8 protein-coding genes are annotated in these 21607 nt (G+C 33.4%); 1 reads left to right on the plus strand and 7 read right to left on the minus strand.

Annotated features, from left to right (window positions below):
* Nucleotides 1–6: 6 nt before the first annotated feature.
* The 6 genes from M3650_RS19485 to M3650_RS19510 all read right to left on the minus strand — a co-directional run bounded on the left by M3650_RS19485 (nt 7) and on the right by M3650_RS19510 (nt 19584).
* Complete coding sequence (locus M3650_RS19485; protein WP_251577026.1) at nt 7–1740, minus strand: ABC transporter ATP-binding protein; 1734 nt, start codon at nt 1738–1740, stop codon at nt 7–9.
* Between the two features lie 75 nt (nt 1741–1815).
* The gene (locus tag M3650_RS19490; RefSeq protein ID WP_251577027.1) at nt 1816–10566 is read right to left on the minus strand and encodes a non-ribosomal peptide synthetase; all 8751 of its coding nucleotides are present in this window, start codon (nt 10564–10566) and stop codon (nt 1816–1818) included.
* Between the two features lie 18 nt (nt 10567–10584).
* A complete protein-coding gene (locus M3650_RS19495) occupies nt 10585–17064 on the minus strand; it encodes a non-ribosomal peptide synthetase (RefSeq protein WP_251577028.1) in 6480 nt (2159 codons plus the stop codon).
* Between the two features lie 45 nt (nt 17065–17109).
* Nucleotides 17110–17985 carry a branched-chain-amino-acid transaminase gene (gene ilvE, locus M3650_RS19500; protein ID WP_251577029.1) on the minus strand — a complete coding sequence of 292 codons (876 nt, stop codon included), beginning with the start codon at nt 17983–17985 and terminating at the stop codon, nt 17110–17112.
* Nucleotides 17986–17997: 12 nt separating this feature from the next.
* A complete protein-coding gene (locus M3650_RS19505) occupies nt 17998–19365 on the minus strand; it encodes an FAD-binding oxidoreductase (RefSeq protein WP_251577030.1) in 1368 nt (455 codons plus the stop codon).
* A 27-nt stretch (nt 19366–19392) separates the two neighbouring features.
* On the minus strand, nt 19393–19584 hold the full coding sequence (locus tag M3650_RS19510) for a hypothetical protein (protein WP_251577031.1): 192 nt from the start codon (nt 19582–19584) through the stop codon (nt 19393–19395).
* Between the two features lie 977 nt (nt 19585–20561).
* On the opposite strand from M3650_RS19510, the gene M3650_RS32695 reads away from it, so the two are divergent.
* Entirely contained in the window at nt 20562–20942 is a 381-nt protein-coding gene (locus M3650_RS32695) for a transposase family protein (protein WP_369011136.1), read from the plus strand.
* A gap of 40 nt (nt 20943–20982) precedes the next feature.
* Here the strand turns inward: M3650_RS32695 and M3650_RS19515 are convergent, their stop codons facing one another.
* Nucleotides 20983–21594 (minus strand): 4-hydroxyphenylacetate 3-hydroxylase C-terminal domain-containing protein, encoded by a 612-nt coding sequence (locus M3650_RS19515; protein ID WP_311295109.1) that lies wholly within the window; start codon nt 21592–21594, stop codon nt 20983–20985.
* Nucleotides 21595–21607 lie beyond the last annotated feature (13 nt).

Here is a 21607-nt window from a genome sequence, read left to right on the forward strand (position 1 = left end):
ATTATCTCATGCAAAAGAAGAACACAATTGTTGATATAGCTTACATGAACGTAACAACTCTTCGTGGGAACCTCGCGAAATAATCCTTCCCTTATCCATTACGTAAATCTCATCTGCCTGCATTATTGTAGATAATCTATGTGTGACAATAACTATTGTTCGACTCCCACGTAATTGTGAAATCGAATTTTGTATGTATTCCTCTGAAATTTTGTCAAGTGAAGAAGTAGGTTCATCAAAAACTATGATCGAAGAGTTTCTTACTAAAGCCCTTGCTACTCCTATTCTTTGTTTCTGGCCGCCTGATAAGTTAACTCCATTTTCCAGAATCTTTGTTTCAAATGCATTTTCCATTTCCATAATAAAATCTGATGCATTGGAAGCCTGTGCAGCATTCATAATCTCCGATTCAGAAGCATTTAATTTTCCATAACGAATGTTCTCTGAGATCGAGACAGGGAATAAAAAGGTTTCCTGTGGCACGAAAGAAACTTTTTCCCTTAGTATTGCAAATGTATCTTTACTAAATTCTGTACCAAATATCTTAACTGTCCCTTCTTCTGGTTCATAAAGCCCACACATTATTTTAATTAATGTACTTTTTCCACTTCCACTTGGACCTACGATAGCTATCATATGATTAGCACTAACATGTAAATCAATTTTATTCAGAACTCTGTTTGAGTCATTATAGGTGTAAGAAACCCCATCTAACATAAGTGAAAAATTTGCCGCTTCTTGATCATTCGCCATTGTTGTTCTCTTTTTTTCGTCCCATTCTTCTGGAAGACGGATAATTTCACTTATACGCTTGAAAGCTGAGGATGCTTGCCTTAAATTACTCAACAACCAAGGTAATGTGACAGGAGGCCTAACCAAATATTTTAACAAATATATAAAGGCTAGTAATTGTCCTGGATTCAGCTCATTATGTAAAGTTAAGTAACCACCATACAAAATTGTAATTGCATATGGAACAGCTTGTGAAACCATACTAATAGGTGGTATAAGTGAACGCAGCCGTTCGATTTTTAGAAAAGAATCCATTGAACTATTTAAGCTTTTTTCGAAATTTTTAATTCTATGATTTTGTAAATTAAATGTATTAATTACTTCCATTCCATCGATACTTTCTTTTACAAATGCGCTTACATCCCCCATACGAATTTGATATGTTTCTGTTGATTTTCCAATGAATTTACTAATGTAATTGGCTAAAAACATAAACGTTGGTATAATGATCACGCTAACAATCAGCATTTTCCAGTTAATAAATAATAAATAGCAAAAGGCCGCTATAAATACAAGAGGTTGATAAAGTAGATTCATTAAGTCATTCTTCAAAAAATTCTCAATTAAAGAAGTATCATTGGATAACTTTGAAGCAATATCCCCTGATTTTTGTTTTTCTATGTAAGACAAAGGGACTCTTGGTATTTTAGCAACGAGTACTTCCCTCAAATCTTTTATAGTGAGTGTTGCGGTACGAATACTATAGTATTTAGAAAAATATGTTGTAAATACCCCTATAATTACCGTACCAATTAATATAGCTATTATTACCCATAATTCTTGATCAATCGAAAGTGCTTTTTCAATCATCCTATTGATTAAATCTCCTACAATCACATCAAGAATAACCGTAACTAGCAACGATCCGGATGCTAAAATGGTCCACTTTTTGTAGGGTCGGAGATATGAGATAATTCCCCTTGCAAATTCTGATAATTCCGAATTCACTAATGTTTGCTCCTCTCATAAGAGATTGGGGTGAACCACTTTACGAGGTTCCCCCCCCATGTGTCCTGTTCGTGATTAAACCTTCATTTTTTCTTTTATGTGGTTGGCAAGATTTTTTATTGTTGAGTACTTATAAATTGCCAAATTATCAAACTTCAATTTCCTTTTCTCTAGTTCTAACTCTAATCTAACTGCCCCAATCGAGTTCCCTCCAATTTCAAAAAACTTATCATTCGTACTAAAATTATTGATTCCAAGAATTCCTCCCCAAATTTCGTATAAAGTAAATTCTAAGTCATCCATTTTTTCGTTCTGATTAAATTCAACCTTTTCTACTGGAAGAGGTAGTTGGCCAATATCGATCTTTCCGTTTTTATTTAGGGGCAGATCACTCAAAAACACATAAAAAGAAGGAATCATATAATTGGGCAAATATTTTGAAAGATACTCACGTATAGTTTTTTCGGTTATTGCATTCCTGCTCACTATATAAGCACAGATTGATTCCTCACCAGATACAATCACTTTAGTGACAAAGGTTTTTCTAATAAAGGTATTCGACATTAGAATATGTTCAATCTCGCCAAGTTCAATTCGATATCCCCTAATTTTCACTTGGTGATCTATCCGCCCTAAGTACTCAATACTGCCATCCGGCAGCCACTTACCTAAATCACCCGTTTTATATAACTTTCCAGCCATTAAAGAGGGATCATTAACAAATTTTTGATTTGTTAACTTTTCATTATTTAAATAACCAAGAGCTAAACCAATTCCTCCAATATATATTTCTCCTGGTATCCCTATCGGTTGTAATTGACCATGATGATTAAAAATAAACAACTTTTTCCCTGGAATTGGTTCACCAATTGGTATTTGTTCAGAATATTGATTTTCTTGATTACAGTCCCACACAGTCGTAATGACTGTTGATTCTGTTGGCCCATATGCATTTACAAGTTTTACCTTACCTGCCCATTTATCCACAAGATCCTTGTTTAGCTTGGAGCTTCCAACCACTACTTTACTTAAAGTCTTAATTTTCTCTGGATCCATATAAGTTAAATACGTTGGGGGCAAATGCATAATCGATATCTTATTCTCATTAATATAATTAGCCATAAGACTAGGAGAATTAATGATATCTTTCTTCATTAAATATATAGTTGTCCCCGTTGTTAAACTCAGATATATATCTAGTACAGCAGCATCAAATGAAAAGCTAAAAATCTGACCAAATCGTTCGCTTTCACCTTTCAGTTCTAACTTATTTTTGAAATATGTTATTAGATTCATGATACCTTCATGCTTGACCAATACCCCCTTAGGTCTTCCTGTAGTTCCAGACGTATAAATGATATAAGCTAAGTCATCTTGATGTAACTCAATTGAAGTAGTTCGAAGTAATTCATCACAACGAATATCCTCAATATTGACTAAATTCTCTGATATGCCCAACTCTTTAGAAATACTTGATGATGAAAGTGTGACAATAGAAGCACTGTCATCAATCATATATTTGATTCTATCAACTGGTTGTTCTGGATCAATCGGCAGATAAGCTCCACCAGCCTTAAGAACTCCGAGTATTCCAGTAACAAAATCAATTGATTTTTCTAAAATAATGGCCACAACTTTGTTTTTTGATACTCCTCTCTCTCGTAAACTATGTGCTATTTGTTCGGCTTTGTTGTTTAATTCTTCATACGTAATACTGCGTTCACCACTGACAATTGCGACTTTTTTATTTAATGTACGGCTTTTTTCCTCAAATACACTGATTACTGTCTCTATTTCTTCAAATTCAGTTTTTTCTACCATTTTAATTGAGTTGTTATAGAGAAATTCTGTTTCTGCAGTAGAAAGAATATTGGTATCTTGAATTGTCTGTAAAGGATTAATTGTTACTGCATTAAGAATATTAATAAAATGACCTAACATTCGTTCAATAGTTTCTTTCCTGAACAACGCTGAAACAAACTCAAAGCTTATTTGGGCGCCACTTTTCAACTCACTTACATTTATGCTAATGTCACATACGCATGTTCCTCTGTTAAAATCTACTGATGATACAGAAAGATCTCCAAAATGTAATTTTTCGAATTGCTGGTTCTGGAGTGTAAGCATGACGTCAAAAATCGGATTTCTTGTAATATCCCTTTCTTTCTCAACCTTTTCAACTATTAATTCGAACGGATATTCTTGGTTATCAAATGCTGTCATAGCACGCTTGGTTACATTGGTTAGGAAGTCTGCAAAACTTTTATTAGCCTCAGGATAATTCCTTAATACTATTGTATTTACAAATAACCCTACCATTTCAGAAACATCAGCATGTCTTCTCCCAGACACAGGAGAACCTACTATAATATCTTCTTGACCTGTATATTTTGATAAAAGAACATTCAGAGTTGACAATAAGACAAGGTATACCGTCGAATTATATTTTTTAGCCAAATCTACAATGGAGGTATATAAATCACTTCCGATCTCACAAACTACACGATCACCAATAAACTCTTGTACATTTGGCCTTGTATAATCTATTGGTAAGTTTAATCTAGGTAATTCAGAATTTAATTCTTTTAACCAAAACTCTTCAGATAGAGTAAGTTCATTATTATCTAATAAATTTTGTTGAAATTCTGCGTAGTCTTTGTATTGTACTCCATTATCAGGTAAATTCTTCGATTCGTAGATATCCATTATGTCTTTAATTAATATGTTGGATGAGATGCCATCAGAAATAATATGATGGATATCAAAAAGTAGTAAATGTTTTTTCTCATCTACTTTTACTATTTCCATTCGTAAAAGCGGGGCTTCATCTAAACGGAAAGGCCTAACAAAATTCTTCATTAGTTGGTCAGTGCTACATCCTAAAATTTCCGAATAAGGCACTTCAAACTGAACATTATCATTAACCTTTTGATAAATAGCACCATCTTCAATATGAAAACTCGTACGAAGAATCTCATGTTTGTCAACTAAGCGCTGAAAGACTTCACAAAAATATGATGTATCCAAATCACCTTCAATCATCATTATATTAGGCATGTTATATACAAGTTGATCAGAATTCAGATGATGGAGAACATACATTCTGTGTTGTGATGAAGATAGTCGGTAAGCTTTTTTATTTTCTGTTTTCGGAATAGACTTGAAAATTGATTTGTGTTCGTTATCAATAATATGAGACAACTCTAATATGGTTGGATTTGTAAACACCTCTCTAACTGCAAGTTCTAAATGAAATTCTTTATGAATTTTGCTTACAAGTCTTGTCGCTGTTAAAGAGTGTCCTCCTAATTCGAAAAAATTATCATCGATTCCGATATGATCAATTTTTATTATTTCTTTCCATATTCGAATTAAACGATCCTGAACAGCTGTCACTGGAGCGATTATTTTGCGTAATTCTCTATGTTGACTTTGACTAATAGATGGTTCAGGCAAATTAGACCTGTCGATTTTACCATTAATCGTCAATGGAAGTTTGTTTAATTTAATAAAAAATGATGGAATCATGTATCTTGGAAGCTGCTCCGATAGATATTGAAATAATTCAGAAGAAATGTCTTCTTCATGACTATAATAAGCACAAAGATACTTTTCTCCTGTTATATCAATTTTATCCACAATCACAACTTCTTTTAATCCAGGATATTTAAAGAGTTTACTTTCAATTTCACCCAGCTCAACACGATATCCCCTTATTTTAACTTGATGATCTATTCTACCTAAAAACTCTATTTCTCCGCTTGGGAGATATCTCCCCTTATCCCCCGTTTTATAAATCATACCTTTTCCAATTAGATGATTTGGGAAGAACGCATTCTTGGTTTTAATCTGCTCACCATTGTAGCCTCGTGATATACCTACACCGCCAATATACAGTTCTCCACAAACCCCTTTAGGCACAATTTCTTGATTATCATCTAGGATATAAAAATAAGTATTATCTATTGGTTTACCATAAGGAATGCTTGTGAAGTATTCCTTGCTGAAATCAACAATATGAAAGTTTGACCAAATTGTTGCTTCTGTCGCCCCTCCCAGGCAAACTACCTCCGCTTTTGGGAAAAAATTATTAATTTTTGTTGGTAGTTTAACAGGAATCCAGTCACCGCTAAGAAATACCAAACGTAAACTATGCTGTTTATGAACCAGACTACTATTATCCTCAAATAATTGTATAATCTGATTTAATGTACTTGGCGTAGAGTCCCAAAAGGTGATTTGATATTCCATAATCATGTTTTTTAGAAGCGCAAGATCATTACTTTCTTCTTTTGTGGACATCACAATTTTTCCACCAACCGAAAGAATTCCGAAAATGTCATATACAGATAAATCAAAACATATAGAGGTTATAAATAACATTACATCTTTTTCATTTATATTAAATGTTCGATTTACCCAATAAATCAAGTTGACTACAGAATGATGTTCGATCATTACACCTTTTGGGCGACCAGTTGATCCTGAGGTATATATAATATAAGCAAGTTGATGTGAGTCAATTTGTAAATCTAAATTATGTGAATCAAAAAGAGATAATTCAAAATCGTTAAACTTTATAGTCCCAGCATTCTTAAAGTCCTCATTTGATATGACATATTTAATATTAGCATTCTCTATAATGTCACATTTTCTTGTTTTGGGATAATCTGGTTCTAAAGGTACATAGGTAGCACCAATTTTCAAAATAGCTAGCAATGTTCCTATCAGATCTATACTCCGTTCAAGACAAACGCCGATATTGTCACCAATGTTCACCCCATAATTCAACATAAACCTAGCAAGTCTATTGGAGTGTAAATTTAATTCATGATAGGTTATCTCTTTTTGATTGCAAATTATTGCAACGTTATTAGGATTCTCTAGTGCTTGTTTTTCAAATAATTGATGTAAGGTTAGAGATTTTTCATAAGGATAGTCTGTATCGTTTTTTTCAAATAGAAGTTCTTCTTTTTCGAACTCTGATACAAGAAGTTCTTGGTTGAATATCTCTCTTTTGCTATGTATTAATTCCTTAAGAATTCTTTCATACAACACAGTTGCTTGTGATATATCATCTGATTTGAAATATGCCGGCGCATATTTAATTTGAAACCCAAAATACTCTGGTGTTTTCAAAACTTCAAAATCAAACAAAGTATTAGTCATTTCATTCCTTATCAAATTTAATCCAATATTTGCACTTCGAATCAAATTACTATTTCTCAAACCATCCATTACATGGAAATCCATGTAATTAAATAATGTATCAAAAATAGGATTATATTGACCATTACCAGACTCGCCAACAAGAGTTGAAATATCAGCTAAAAATAATTCATTACTTTTGATACTCTTAATGTGATTTTTAACTACCTTCAAAAAGTTTAGTTTATCCAAATCCTTATCAATTTGAACACGAATTGGGATTGTATTCAAGAAACATCCCAATATTTTCTCACCGTCTTCAATTGCAGGTCGATTGTGTGTAACAATGCCTGTAACTATATCCTTCTCAGAACCAATTACATGTAATAAATATAAATATGCACCTAGACAAAGTTCTTGAATTGTACAATCGTGATTTGAGCAAAATTCAACAAGTTTATCATACAAATCAGTTCCAAGTGGAATTGAAGTAATTAATCTACCATTTTTATGACTGATTTGTTTATTCGTATAATTAAATGGAAGTTTATTTCTTGTGTAATTATTCATATATTCTAACCAAAAGGACTCTAATTCCCTTTGATTTTTATAGGATAAATTAGACAATACATAATCTCTATAAGAGGACTTTAATTTATTTTGTCTTAGCTCCCTCCCATCAATTACATTGCTATAACAATTCAATAATTCCGTGTATAGTGATGCAATACTCCAACCATCAAGAATAGCGTGATGACAAGAAAAAATTATACATACTTTATCTTTAGATAATTGAAAAACTTTTACCCGCCATAACAATTTGTCAAAAGAATAACCTTCCTCCAAATCTTGCTTTAAAAAAGCATTTATTATTAATTCCTGTTTTGTTTCATCCATACTTGATAAATCATCATATGTAATTATTGGAGATATATTATGGTGAACAAGTTGAAATTGCTCTTCAGTAATAAACGTAGTCTTTAAAATTTCGTGTTTGTTCGCCAACTCTTCCATAACTTGTTTGAAAACCTTAAAATTAAAATCTACTACTTCGATAGGAAATGTAAATTGATCATGGTAAATGGGCTCATTCGGTTTTAATAATGAGTAATAGACCATACTTTGTTGAATATTGCTCATTGGGTATATATCAACAACATTTTCGAATGCAATATTATTTCCAGCTAAAATATCACGTTTCTGTTCTGAACTTATTTCATGAATGCATGCTTCCTCTGGATAATTCACTTCAATTTTTTCACGAACAAAAACAGATAATTGTTGAATTGTCTGATGTTTATAAATATCTTTAGTAGATATCTTACAGGTAAATGTTTTATTTATTAACGCAACTAGCCTGATCACACGTATAGAATCCCCACCACTATCAAAAAATCCCGTTTGAGGGAGTATATGCTCTAATTTCAGAACATCTTTCCATATGAGAACTAATTTCTTAGTTATTTCATCCTTAATCCAATCATTTGAGTCAGTATCAAAAGACTGCTCTGGTATCAATAGTGATGCTAGTTTTTTTCGATCTATTTTTCCATTGTTTGTAATTGGCATTTCGACTATTCGCTCAAACAAGCTCGGTATCATATAGCTAGGTAAGATTTTCTGTAAAAATTGTGTTATTAATTCTTTCTTTACTTCTTCTTTAGACACATAGTAACAATATAATACTTTATCTCCTGTTTGATATTCTTTAAGAGTAACAACTGCTTCACGTATACTTTCATATCTAACTATTGCTTTCTCTATCTCTCCAACTTCAATTCGGTACCCTCTTACCTTAACTTGCTCATCACTTCTACCAACGTATATAATCTCTCCATTAGGCATCCTTCTTACCAAATCACCAGTTTTATACATCAATTGTCCAGGTTTAAAGGGGTTAGAGATAAATCTTTCTTCAGTTAATTCAGGGCGATTTAAATACCCACGTGAAACTCCTTCACCAGCTACATATAGTTCCCCAATAGTATTTATAGGACACAACTTATTATTTTTATTCAGTACATAAACTTGTAAAGTTGAAATAGGCCTACCAATATTGCTAATGTTATTCGTAATAGTTTCATCATCAAGTTTTTTATATGTTACATGAATTGTTGTCTCAGTAATTCCATACATATTTATTAACTCAACATTAGGGTACATATCTTTGAAAGGCTTAATAAGAATAGGATTAAGTGCCTCACCTCCAAAAATCACACATCTTACACAAAGATCCAATTTTGTATCGGGTAAACCATGATTTATTAAACTATAAAAGAATGTAGGAGTTTGATTTAAAACCGTTACTTTTTCCCGTTCTAATAGATATGCAAATTCTACAGGATCGCGAACTATATTATCCGGAACTATAACTAAACGTCCCCCATACAATAAAGCTCCAAACATTTCCCATACAGAAAAATCGAACGAAAAAGAGTGAAACATTGTCCAAACGTCTTGATTATTAAAGTCAAATCTGTTTCTATCGTTAAATAATAAGCTAACCACATTTCTATGAGTTATTTGCACACCTTTCGGATTTCCTGTTGTGCCAGAAGTATAAATGATATAGGCAAGACTTTCTGCTTTTGAATGGTCAATGCAACCCAGCGGAATGTCACTTAAAACTACATTTTTACATTCCTCAATCAATAATCGCTCAATTGAAAAATTAATTTTTTCGTTATAGTGTTGATTAGTAATAATTAATTTTGCTTTACTGTCAACCAACATATAATTGACACGTTCATTCGGAAAATTCGGATCTATAGGCAAATAAGTCGCCCCTATTTTTAGAACTCCTAATACACTAACTATCATATCCAAGGAACGGTTAAGCATAATGCCTACAATATCCCCATTTTTTATTCCCTTTAAATAAAGGCTATTCGCCAATTCTGTTGCTTTAGTATTTAGCTCCTCGAAAGATAATTTTTCGTTCTCAAAAACGACAGCTGTTCTATTACCATTTCTCGTTACTTGTTTTTCAAATAAACGGTTGATTGTCATCTCTTTATCAAAAGAGGCCATCTCTTGATTAGATATATTTTCTTGCTCTTGTTGCGATACTATTTCCAAATTCATTAATTTTTCATCGTAATTAAGAACAACGTGTTGAAGAAAAGAAATCAGATTATTTGTAATGTTAACGATATACTCATTACTATAATGATTTGAATTATATTCAGAGATAAGATGTATATTATCATCCGTTTTTATAAACTGAAACATGAGTTGATGCTTATATTCTCCCTTTTTGTGTACAGTTTCTTCGTTATTAGCTAAACTGACCACTGTATCATAACTATCTTCATGTATAGTTGTTTTCTTTACATATATATCTCGTAAGTTTAATATTAGTTGCTTAAAAGTAATGCTCTCTTCAATATCACAATGTACTGGGATAAAAACTCGATCAAGTTCTAAACCAAGTTGTATATTATTATCATCTGTATAACGATGGAGCAGGTAGGCGATTGCTGCTGATAGCGCTATCAGCAGTGAATCGTTAGAATTATTAGTTAATTTATTTAATACATCAACTAACTCAGGAGTTAGAATCTTGTTGTGATTAATGTACGCAAACTCATTTTTCTTAATATTCAAATCAAAGGGAAAATGACTGGTTTTCTGTATAGAATAACCAGTAATCGTTTTTTGTTCTTCTATCTTATGCAATGTACACTCCTCCGAACACTAGAAATTAAATACAATATCAGTTTTTTTATCCATTTCATTCCTCAAGTATAAAGTACTTATTTCGAACTGAGAAATATTCAACTCTGAACTAGTTGTTAGGAATTTTAGAGCTGCAACATAGTTGTTTGCTAGTTCTTCAATAGTTCTTTTCTCCCAGAGTGACGTTGAAAAATCAATTTTCAAATTTAAGCCCTTTTCATTTGGTTGTACCGTAAAAATAAGATCATACTTCGCAAGCTCTAAGTCTGGTTGGAAGTAGTTGATATTTGCTCCTGCGATCCTCAGCCCCTCAAACTCGAAATTTTGAAATACGAGCATAACATCAAATATCGGCGTCCGATCAAGTCTACCCTCATCTTTATATATCTTATTAATCAACTTCAAGAATGGATAATTTCGATGAGTCAAAGCTTGTGATAAATTATTATTTACATCATCTAGAAGGTGTCTCGCATTTTTAATCGGTTCAATAAATTGTCTAATTGCAATTGTATTCGTGAACATTCCAATCACACTTGAAAGTTCGTCATGCGGCCTTACCATCACAGGCGTGCCGATTACAATGTCACTTTGTCCACTATATTTGTATAAAAGTAAGTACAATGCAGATAACAGGCTCGTAAATATTGTCTGACTGTTTGTATTGACACTATCATTTAGTTTTTCAATCCAATTAGCAGTTAAGTTAACATTGACAACGCTGCCTTTCAATTCTCTGATTAGAGGCCGCTTAAAATTTGTCGGAATATCGAGTTGAGGAATGACTCCATCGAACCGACGAATCCAATAATTTTCATCATTTTGATTATATATAGCGTTTTTAGCGACCCAAGTAGAGTAATCAGTAAATTGTATCCGCTGTTGAGTCAATTCCTCTCCTTCATATATTTTGTTTATTTCTTCAAAAAAGATCTTCATTGAAACTCCATCAGATATTATATGGTGCATGTCGAACATTACGACCGTCTCAGTTTTCATAACATGTATGGATGACCTTACCAACGGCCCTTTAAATAGATCAAATGGTTTTATAAATGTTCTTACTGCTTCTTCTTTGTTTTTAGCTTCTTCATGGTGTATTTCAACATTAAAATGATAATGTCTATTTATTTTATGAACAATTTCCTCGTCTTCCCAATCAAAATATGTTCTAAAAATAGCATGTCTATTCAGAACTTTTAGAATGGCATTTCGTAATTTGTTGACATCAATAGTTTGTTGCACCTCAAAGACTATCGGCAAGTTATATGCTAACTCAGTACTGTCATAACTCGTTGCTCCAATTATCAACTTTTGCTCATTCGACAATGGATAGTAATCGCGCGTACCAGCAGATTCTATTCTAGTGGCACTACTCGACTTAATTTGATCAACCTGTTTGCTGAAAGATGAAACAGTAGGATGTTCATACAGGGTACTCAACGGAATAAATTTCCCTATCTTATCTTGTAGACGATAAATGAATGCTGTACCTCTAAAAGAGTTACCACCTAATTCAAAAAAATTATCTTGTATTCCAATTGGTTTGACATTTAAAATATCTTCCCATATTGTAACTATCGTTTCATGTAATTTGGTTTCAGCGGGTCGAAACTTTCTGCCAACTTTTTTCTTAAGCACAGGTTTAGGAAGTTGGTTTTTATCAATCTTTCCACTTGGTGTCAATGGTATTTTTTCCACTTGAACAAAATAACTTGGTACCATATAAACCGGCAGTTTCATAGATAAATATCGTTCGATCTCAGCAAGATCCGTTTTTTTCTTAGACACATAATATGTGCATATTGTTTTTTCATCATAATCATCGATAATTACTGTTACAGCATTATCTACATGTTTTCCTTGAAGCAACAAGTTGCTAATCTCATCCAACTCGATCCTAAAACCCCGGATTTTCACCTGATTATCTAACCTACCAAGACACTCAATATCGCCATTTTCTAACCATATCCCCCGGTCACCCGATGCATACATTTTTGTACCCGGTCTAAAAGGATTATCAATAAATTTCGTTCTTGTTAAATGTGGTTGATTTAAGTATTCTTTGGCGAGTCCATCACCAGATATGTATATTTCGCCAGGAACTCCAATAGGCTGCATATTAAGCCCCTCGTCTAATATATAAACCTCCATATTTTGAATTGGTTTCCCAATTGTTATACTACTTTCATTGTCAATTCGTTTAATTGTGCACCAAACAGTAGCTTCTGTCGGCCCGTAAACATTAAATATCTCAGTATTAGATAAGTAAGAAATGGTGTCAAACAATGATTTGGTAAAAGACTCCCCACCTATAATAAGTTTTTTTAAGTTAGATAAATATGCCTTATTCGCTTCACTTTTTAATAATAATTGCAGACGTGACGGTGTTATTTGCAATACGCTGATGTTTTTTTCTTCGATTAATTTTGCGATTTCATTTACATCCTTCTGTTGCATTTGGTTAGTCATAACTATGGATGCACCGTAAATTAACGATAATAATGTTTCTACAATAATAGGATCAAATGAAATTGTTGTTATGGATAGCACAGCGTCCTTTTCCTGTATACCGACTGCACTATTAAAACTATGAATGAAATTATTAACCGCTTTATGTGTAACTACAACTCCTTTAGGTTTACCTGTAGAGCCAGACGTATAGTAAATATATAGTGGATCATCAGCATCATTAATATTTATACATTTCTGTATAGTCTGCTGCTCATAGCAAACACATTTTAAATCAATTACATCTTTAACAGGTAAATTATATTTAGAAATAAGAACAGTATCTGAAATAATAGCTTGCACGTTACTATCATATAGCATAAAGTTCACACGATCGTTTGGTAAATCTGGATCAATAGGCAAGAATGCAGCTCCAGATTTAATAATTCCTAGCATAGCAATTATCATATCCCCGGAGCGTTCAAGTAAGATTGCTACTATTTGATTCCGACCAATTCCCATCTTTCTTAATGAATTAGCAATTGCATTGGAACACTCGTCTAGTTCAATGTAAGATAATTGCTGGTTTCCATGTAAGATCGCTGTAAAACCTGGGGATTTTGTAACGCGCTCTTGGAATAACTCTTGAATGACTTTTTTCTCAGGATATGCTGCATGCGATGCTTCTTTTAAGAGCATGCTTTTTTCATTCTCATCAGTCAAACATATTTCTCGAATCGTTAAATCATTCTCATCCAAAACTTGTTTTAGAATGTTTATATAGTGGTACATTAGTCTCTGCATTGTTGTAGATTTATAGAGCTTTGAACAGTACTCCAAGATAAACTCGATATAGCCTTCTTTTTCTATAGCGTATAGTGTAATATCAACTTTTGATCCAACAATGACATTATCAGTTGAAACTAACTCTAATTCACTACCCTCTTTTAATTTGATTACATTATCATAGTTTTGATAAACAAACATCGTATCAAAGATTGGATTTCTATTTACCTGAGTGTGATCTAGCTTTTCAACTAACATATCAAATGGATATTCGTGATTACTTAAGGAGCCAACAAGAAGAGCCTTTAATTCACCCAAATACATACTTACTTTTTTTGATTTCTTTGGGTAAGATTTGATTGGAAGTGTATTTGTAAACGGCCCAAGCATAGCCAAAGTTTCGGCTTTCGTTCTTCCATTAACAAGAGTACCTACAACCAGTTCTTCGTTACCAGAGTACTTAGCTAATAATAAATTAAAAGTCATGAAAAGAAGCGAAAATACCGTAATACCTGTTTCTTTAGCCTTTTGTTGTAATTTGTTATACAACTCATATGATATTCTTTCAGATAGTAAACCGCCTTCAAAACTCTGAGACATTCCCCTTCGAAAGTCCAAATGTAAATCCAAGTTTTGTGTTGGAGAGTTATGCATTTGCATCCAGAACTCTTCCTGCTTTTGAAGCTTTTCAGAATTTATATAGTCTTTCTGCCAAACAGAATAATCTTTATAGTGTAGAGTTGGATCAATTAATGTCTGACCATCATATAGCTTGAAAACTTCATTAAGCAATAATGTTTGACTTGGTCCGTCGGTTATCACATGATGCATATCAACAATTAAAACAAACTTGCCCATCACATTCTCAAGAAGCATACATCGTATTAGTGGTGGTTTATCTAATATAAATGGACGTACAAACTGGTTTATTAGATCACTTTGCATTACTTCATTCTCAACAAAGCAATATTCTATTTTAAAGGAAACGCTTTCATATACTTTTTGAACATAATCCCCATCTTGAAAATAGAATGACGTTCTTAATAATTCATGTCTATTAAGTAACATTTTAAAAGCGTTTTCTAAGTTAGTTCTATTAATCTTACCTTGAATATTAACAACAAGGGGGTTATTGTAACTACACCCTACACCATCCATCTCATTTATTAACAGCATTCTTTTTTGGAAAGATGAAACAGGATATTGAGTACTATACTTAGATTTTTCTATCTGATGTATTGTATTTTCGTCCGATTGTTCAATTCTTTTCGCTATTAAATCCAATCTTTGAAGTTCAAAAATTGAATCTATTTGTAAATTCACTTGGAATATTCGATTTATTTCAGCGATTAGCATGAAAGCATGGATTGAATTCCCTCCTACTTCAAAAAATGAATCCTGAATTTCTAAATTACTTATACCAAGAATTTTTTGCGCAATATTCACCAAGTCAATTTGTAATTGTGTTAAAGTATCTTCTTTAGATGAAATGACTTTAATATTGTCATTATAAACACGTAAACGCTCAATAATTGTATCGTATTCTCCATTAAGATACTTGGTAGCCAGTTCTGTTCTTTTTATTTTTCCAATTGATGTCTTACCAATTTGTTCTTTTTCAACGGGAATGATTTGAGATGGACGTAATCTAAACATTTCTATCAGTTTTTTTTCAATTTTCTTCATCTGTTTATAGACTTCTTCTATTTGTTTTTCCTCAGTACAATAGAAAATTAACAAACTATCAGTATTCGAGTCACGTTCTCTCACACTGACTGCAGCAGTATACGAGATCAGCACAGATTCGACAGATTCTACAATATGCTCTATCTCAGAATTGCTGTAGTTATTCCCATTTACAATAATGACATCCTTCATTCTTCCGGTTATTGTTAATTTTTTATCACTTATAAAGCCAATATCTCCTGTGTCGAACCACTTATCATCTGTAAATGCTTGTCTATTCGCTTCATCATTATTAAAGTAGCCGTTCGTTACATTTTTACCCTTAATTTGTAGGTTTCCGATAATATTTCCTCTAACTACTTGTCCATTGGTATCTACAATACGAATCGCAGCCCCTGGTATAGGGGTACCTAATTGAACAAATTGTACAGCAGAGCTCGAGTCTAATGATAGTTTTACCGTTTCACCGTAATTATACGATTCTAAGTAATGAATACCAGAATCACTCGCAAAATGATGCGAATATACAGTACCAGAGCTCGTTTCAGACATTCCCCAAGAAGGGAACATACAGTTTGTAGATAATCCGAATGGGGACAATAGCTTTAGAAATCTTTTAGTATTATCCGGATTAATTGCTTCACCACCATTGAGAATAAACTTCATATTCTTCAGATTCCAATTAAATGTATTCGTAGCCTTTTCTATCTGGTTATTTACTAATGAATAAGCAAAATTCGGTGCCCAGGTTACTGTCGCCTTGTAATCCGACATCGCTTGAACCCATCTTAATGGATCAGCTAAAATGTAATCTTTCCGTATTAATATTTGCTCTGCTCCACAAAATACGTCTCTTATATGAAACATTACAATTCCACCCACATGCTCAAGAGGCATCCAATTGATTGATATATCTTCAGCATTAAAACCATTCATTTGAACTACTGCTTTTTCTAAACTCACGATATTATCATGCGAAAGTCTAATTCCTTTTGGAATCCCAGTACTACCCGATGTAAACAAAATGATAGCATCGTCGTTACGATTTACTGAAACTACACTTTCATTAGATTTTGTTGACTCCAGATCATTAAAACTTAAAATTTGTTTTTCACATTGTTGTTCTTGAAGGAATGAGGATAGAGCATCATTTAAACTATTACTTGTAATGACGATCGAATTATCAATTAAATTTAATACATTTAACAATGCCTTATTATCTGTATTTAACTCTTTGAATGTCATTGGTACATTTAATAATACTGGTACTATTCCACCTAGAATACATGCCCAAAATGTAATCACAAACTCATAAGTATTATTTAATTGCAGAATTAGTCGATCCCCAACTAATATTCCGTTCCTATTCAATCCACCTAAGTACCGATGAGCTTCCTCTAAAAGTGAAGAATAAGTAATCTTCCGAGCTTCCCCGTCTTCCCCTATAAATGTTATCCCATGATCAGGATTTTCATTTACCGTATTTTTTAACAGGTCTACTAAAGTTAAAGGATATAAATTTTCCTTTACAATATCTTCACCATAACTAATAGCAATATTTTCGTTTTTTTTCACCATCTATCCTCCTCGCAGTGTCTAGCTCTACCTAGCCATTAAGTATTAGAACTTTACTCCATTTTCCAGAACTACGAGTCGGAATTTTTCGAGTAACTGTTTTGCTATTTCTCCAGGTTTGCCTTGCCCTATTATCCTTCCATCAACATGAGTAACAGAAATAATTTCCGCAGCAGTTCCAGTCATAAACACCTCATCAGCTGTATAAATATCATATCTTGTTAATATAGACTCTCTAACAGTTATACCTAACGATTTGGCAATCTCTATAACAACATTTCTTGTAATACCTTCAAGTGCTCCTAAATAGCATGGCGGTGTTAGTAACACACCATTTTTATAAATAAAAATATTTTGTGTCGTTGCCTCAGTTACGTACCCCTCGCTGTTTAACATTAAACCATCTTTTGCTCCCGCTTGAATCGACTCCATTTTTACCATAATGTTATTAAGATAATTCAAGGATTTGATTTGTGGGCTCAGCATGTCACTCCTTATTCTCCTAGAGGGAACTGTGACTATTTCAACACCAGTTTTATAAAGTTCACTTGAGAATGCTTCAAAAGGTTGTGTTATTACTATGAATTGTGGCTGCTTACAAACGAAAGGATCCAAATTGAAACCAGCACCGACTCCTCTAGAAGCAATAATCCTAATATAGGCTGTTCTATGATTGTTTTTCTTCAATGTATTAGTAACAATTTCTCTCACTTGTTCCTCTGTATATGGTATATCAAGCAATATTGCTTTTGCAGATTGAAACAATCTACTAATATGCTCTTTTAGCATAAATACATTTCCACTATATGCCCGTATTCCTTCAAAAACACCGTCACCAAATAAATATCCCCTATCGAAAACAGACACTTTAGCATCCTCTTCTTTTACGAATCCATCGTTAATATAAATAAATTGGCTCATCCTACATTCCCCCTATTTTAAAAATATTTTCCCAGAATTCAATATATTATTTGGGTCAAAAAGATTCTTTATTTTCTTCATGTACTCTACACTAGCGCCATGTTCTAACACTAAATGCTCTCTTTTACCAATGCCTATACCATGTTCACCTGATATTGTTCCATTGTTCTTAATAGCGAGATCTATGATTAAATCATTAATATGTTTTACCTTGGCAAGTTCTTGTGTATCCTTATCATTAACCACTAATGCTGCATGGAAATTACCATCCCCCACATGACCAATTAATACGCCATCGATATTATGGGTATCCATAATAATTCTTGTCTCCTTAAATACCAAAGGAAGTTTTGATAATGGAACAGAAATATCAGTTACAAGCACATTTTTCTTATAATAGCTTTTTAAAGCTAAGGCTATCCCACGGCGAAGACTCCAGAGCTCTTCACTTTTTTCAAATTCATATGTCAAAATATTATCAAAAGGAACAACTCTACCTAAATTCTCCAGTAGCAACTGAAATTCTCTTGATATAATTAACTGATCTATCCCTCCAATTTCAATCATTAGTGAAGGGCTTAATGTTAATTTGGTCCCATTATATGAATTAATAACTTCTATAGCATTACAGTCAACAATCTCTAATTTACGAATATTTAACCCACATCCAAGAATATCGAGGGCAGTTTTTACAGCTTCAGCCTCATCCCCAAAAGATACCAGTAATGATTTTGAATGTTTGTTTAGTGGTGAAATTTTCAGTGTTAACTCCGTAAAAATTCCTAATGTACCTTCTGATCCAACAAATAAATTAGTCAGATTGTACCCTGAAGAAGACTTCAGAGTTTTCCCACCAGTTTGAATTATGTCACCATTTGCCAATACGACTTCTAATCCAGTTATATTATTTTTCATACTCCCGTAATATAAACCATTTGAACCACTTGCATTTGTCGCCGCCATTCCACCAATAGTTGCATCAACACCAGGATCAATTGGAAAGAACAATTTATATTCCTGCAGAAAATCATTAAGTGCTCTCCTTTTGACTCCGGGCTGTACTCTAATTAGATTATCTTCAGGTCTAAACTCTATAATTTTATTCATTAATTTAAAATCCAATGTAATTGATCGTTTAAGGGGCACAATTTGCCCTTCTACACTAGTACCAAGACCATAAGGTATTATTGTTACTCCAGATTCATTGGCAATAGAAACAAGTGCACTAACTTCACTTTTATTTGTTGGAAATACAACTAATTCAGGAACTTTAGCTTCATGATAAGATGTCGCATCTTTGGAATATAGAATAAGTTGGTTTTTTTCGGTTATTATTCTATCACTATCTAACACCTTTTTAATTTTCTCTAATAGCTCCATACTATTTTTTAGCACCACCTTATAAAGCTATTTTAGTAAAGTATTTATTACACTTATTACTTCCCTCTGACTGCTATGTATAAAAAAATGTCCACCTGAAAAGGTACTATAGTTGATCTCATCAGATCTTGCACCTTTTCCTGCTAATTCAATTGGTAAAATAGATATATTTCTATCAATATACTTTCCCCATTGATAATAGAATGCGCCCGATGCCATGAAGTTATCATCATGATTAGGCAATGAAAAATGTAATAAACGAAACTGGATTGGGCATTTCAATATTGTTTTAACATGACTATGTTTCCCTCTAATCGTTACGAGCTATAATAGCTTACGCAAATTGATATATAACGAGAGGTCATTTATTTCGGTTTAATTTTTTAGTTATCCAACCCACAGAATTATAAGCACCAACAAATCTTATAACTAAAGAGTGATATTTCGTTAGTTTGCCTTTTAAGATATATGGGAAACGTTTTCACAACCACTTATGCTGATCCCCGTTCAACATCAACCTCCTATAGATTGTAATTTTTTTAGAAGACTTTACCTGATTATAATAGGTGAATAGCCATTTGAAAAGTTATTTCATAATATTTTTTAAAAAAGTGTAATAAAATTTTATTACAAAAATCTTTTTTGTGATTTATCTCATTGCTCTGATACTTTCTAAAGCAACGCTGTTTTGTGAAGCTTATAGTAAAAAAAGCAAGAATGCAGCAGAGCTCCCAATCGTCTGACAGGAAAAAAAACAGAAAACTCCAATAAATAAAGGATGCCTAGCCCTATCGATGATGAAATAACAAAAAAGGATAGGGATATCAACGATCATGATCTCCCTATCCTTTAAAAAAAATATTTAACGCAACAATCTTTCTCTTACTAAAAAATACCAAGCAAAAAGAGTGGAATAAATGCCGCGGCAAGCTACTCCACTCTCGTTCTTTCTTCGTTAGCAAAATAATTTAGAATTCACATTATTTTATTACATTGTGACGACAAATCCTAAATCATAATTATGACGGAAAGTGATTTGATATTTTTCAGTTTTCTTGTCTACCTCGTTATTAAAATCCTGTGAACTTGTATGCTAAATAGAAATGTTGACGATACTGCTCATTAAAGTAATTAATAGGGCCGGATGGTATTTTATGTGGAGTTCGATAAGTAGTAATGACCAACTGATTATGAATATGTTCAATATAGCTTTACAGTTGGAAGAACCCTGGAAACTTGCACATATTGAATTTGAAGGCCGAGATCAAGCTTGGCATCTGTACATCGACTTCGAGCGAGGAACCACATTCTCCTGTCCCTTTTGCGGATCTGCTTGTAAGGAGTATGATACCGAGAAGAAGCAATGGAGACACCTCGACTTCTGGAATTGGAAAACCTTCATGCATGCCAGATTACCACGAGTAAAATGCAGATCGTGCAACAAGGTGACGCAAGTGCCAGTAAAATGGGCTCGGGCGCTGTCTCATTTGTCTAATGTAAAACGAATTGCCATCGATGAAACATCTTCGCGACCAGGGCATCGCTACGACATCGATGTTTGCGGCAGTAGGATGTAACAATTTCCTTGTTAACCGACACGTCTTCTACTCGCTACAATTAGGATAAAAAGTTGCTGACCCGATCCTTATACTTCGATCTGCTGCCTTCATAATCCGCATACAGGCGATTATTCACAACCGAGCTGTTCCCAAAGAAGAAACGCTCGTAGACGGTCTGCCTGCCGCCAAACGAACTGACACTTAGCTCCCATGCCAATCTTGATAACTGTACGCTCTTTTTGGCATCAAGATCGATGCTCTTCATGTAACGGTACAATTGTTCGTGAATGTCGGTATCAAAATCCTTTTCATCTGGAATCATGATTAAATTGCTGGCACCGATCAATTGAACGATTTCAATCATGCGCGGATATATCTTTTGAAAATAAACATTCGCGGCAAGCAGAGGCTTTCGATTAGGAAGCATGCTGCCCCATCGATCTACAGCTGCCCCTTTCTCGGCTGCAAGCTGAAATGCCTTGAGCGTCTCTAAGGCTACAATTACCTCCGTAACCTTCTCAATGATGTGGTCATGATGATTTAAACCGGCGGCATCAACCAGCATCTCAATAGTTCCTAACAGAAACTCCGTTTTAGCAATGTTTTTGCAAATAATTTGTGTGCCAGCATGGGTATGAAAATGACTTTCTCCCATGAGTTGGTACGCCATCTTCTCGTCGCCG

Source organism: Paenibacillus sp. MER TA 81-3, assembly GCF_023713585.1.
Classification (GTDB): Bacteria; Bacillota; Bacilli; order Paenibacillales; family Paenibacillaceae; genus Paenibacillus_B; species Paenibacillus_B profundus.

What these genes read in the sequence shown, in the direction of transcription:
- M3650_RS32695 (WP_369011136.1), top strand. Translation starts at nt 20,562, where the DNA reads ATGTTCAATATAGCTTTACAGTTGGAAGAACCCTGGAAACTTGCACAT.
- M3650_RS19505 (WP_251577030.1), bottom strand. Translation starts at nt 19,365, where the DNA reads ATGGAGCTATTAGAGAAAATTAAAAAGGTGTTAGATAGTGATAGAATA.
- M3650_RS19515 (WP_311295109.1), bottom strand. Translation starts at nt 21,594, where the DNA reads ATGGCGTACCAACTCATGGGAGAAAGTCATTTTCATACCCATGCTGGC.
- M3650_RS19510 (WP_251577031.1), bottom strand. Translation starts at nt 19,584, where the DNA reads ATGGCATCGGGCGCATTCTATTATCAATGGGGAAAGTATATTGATAGA.
- ilvE (WP_251577029.1), bottom strand. Translation starts at nt 17,985, where the DNA reads ATGAGCCAATTTATTTATATTAACGATGGATTCGTAAAAGAAGAGGAT.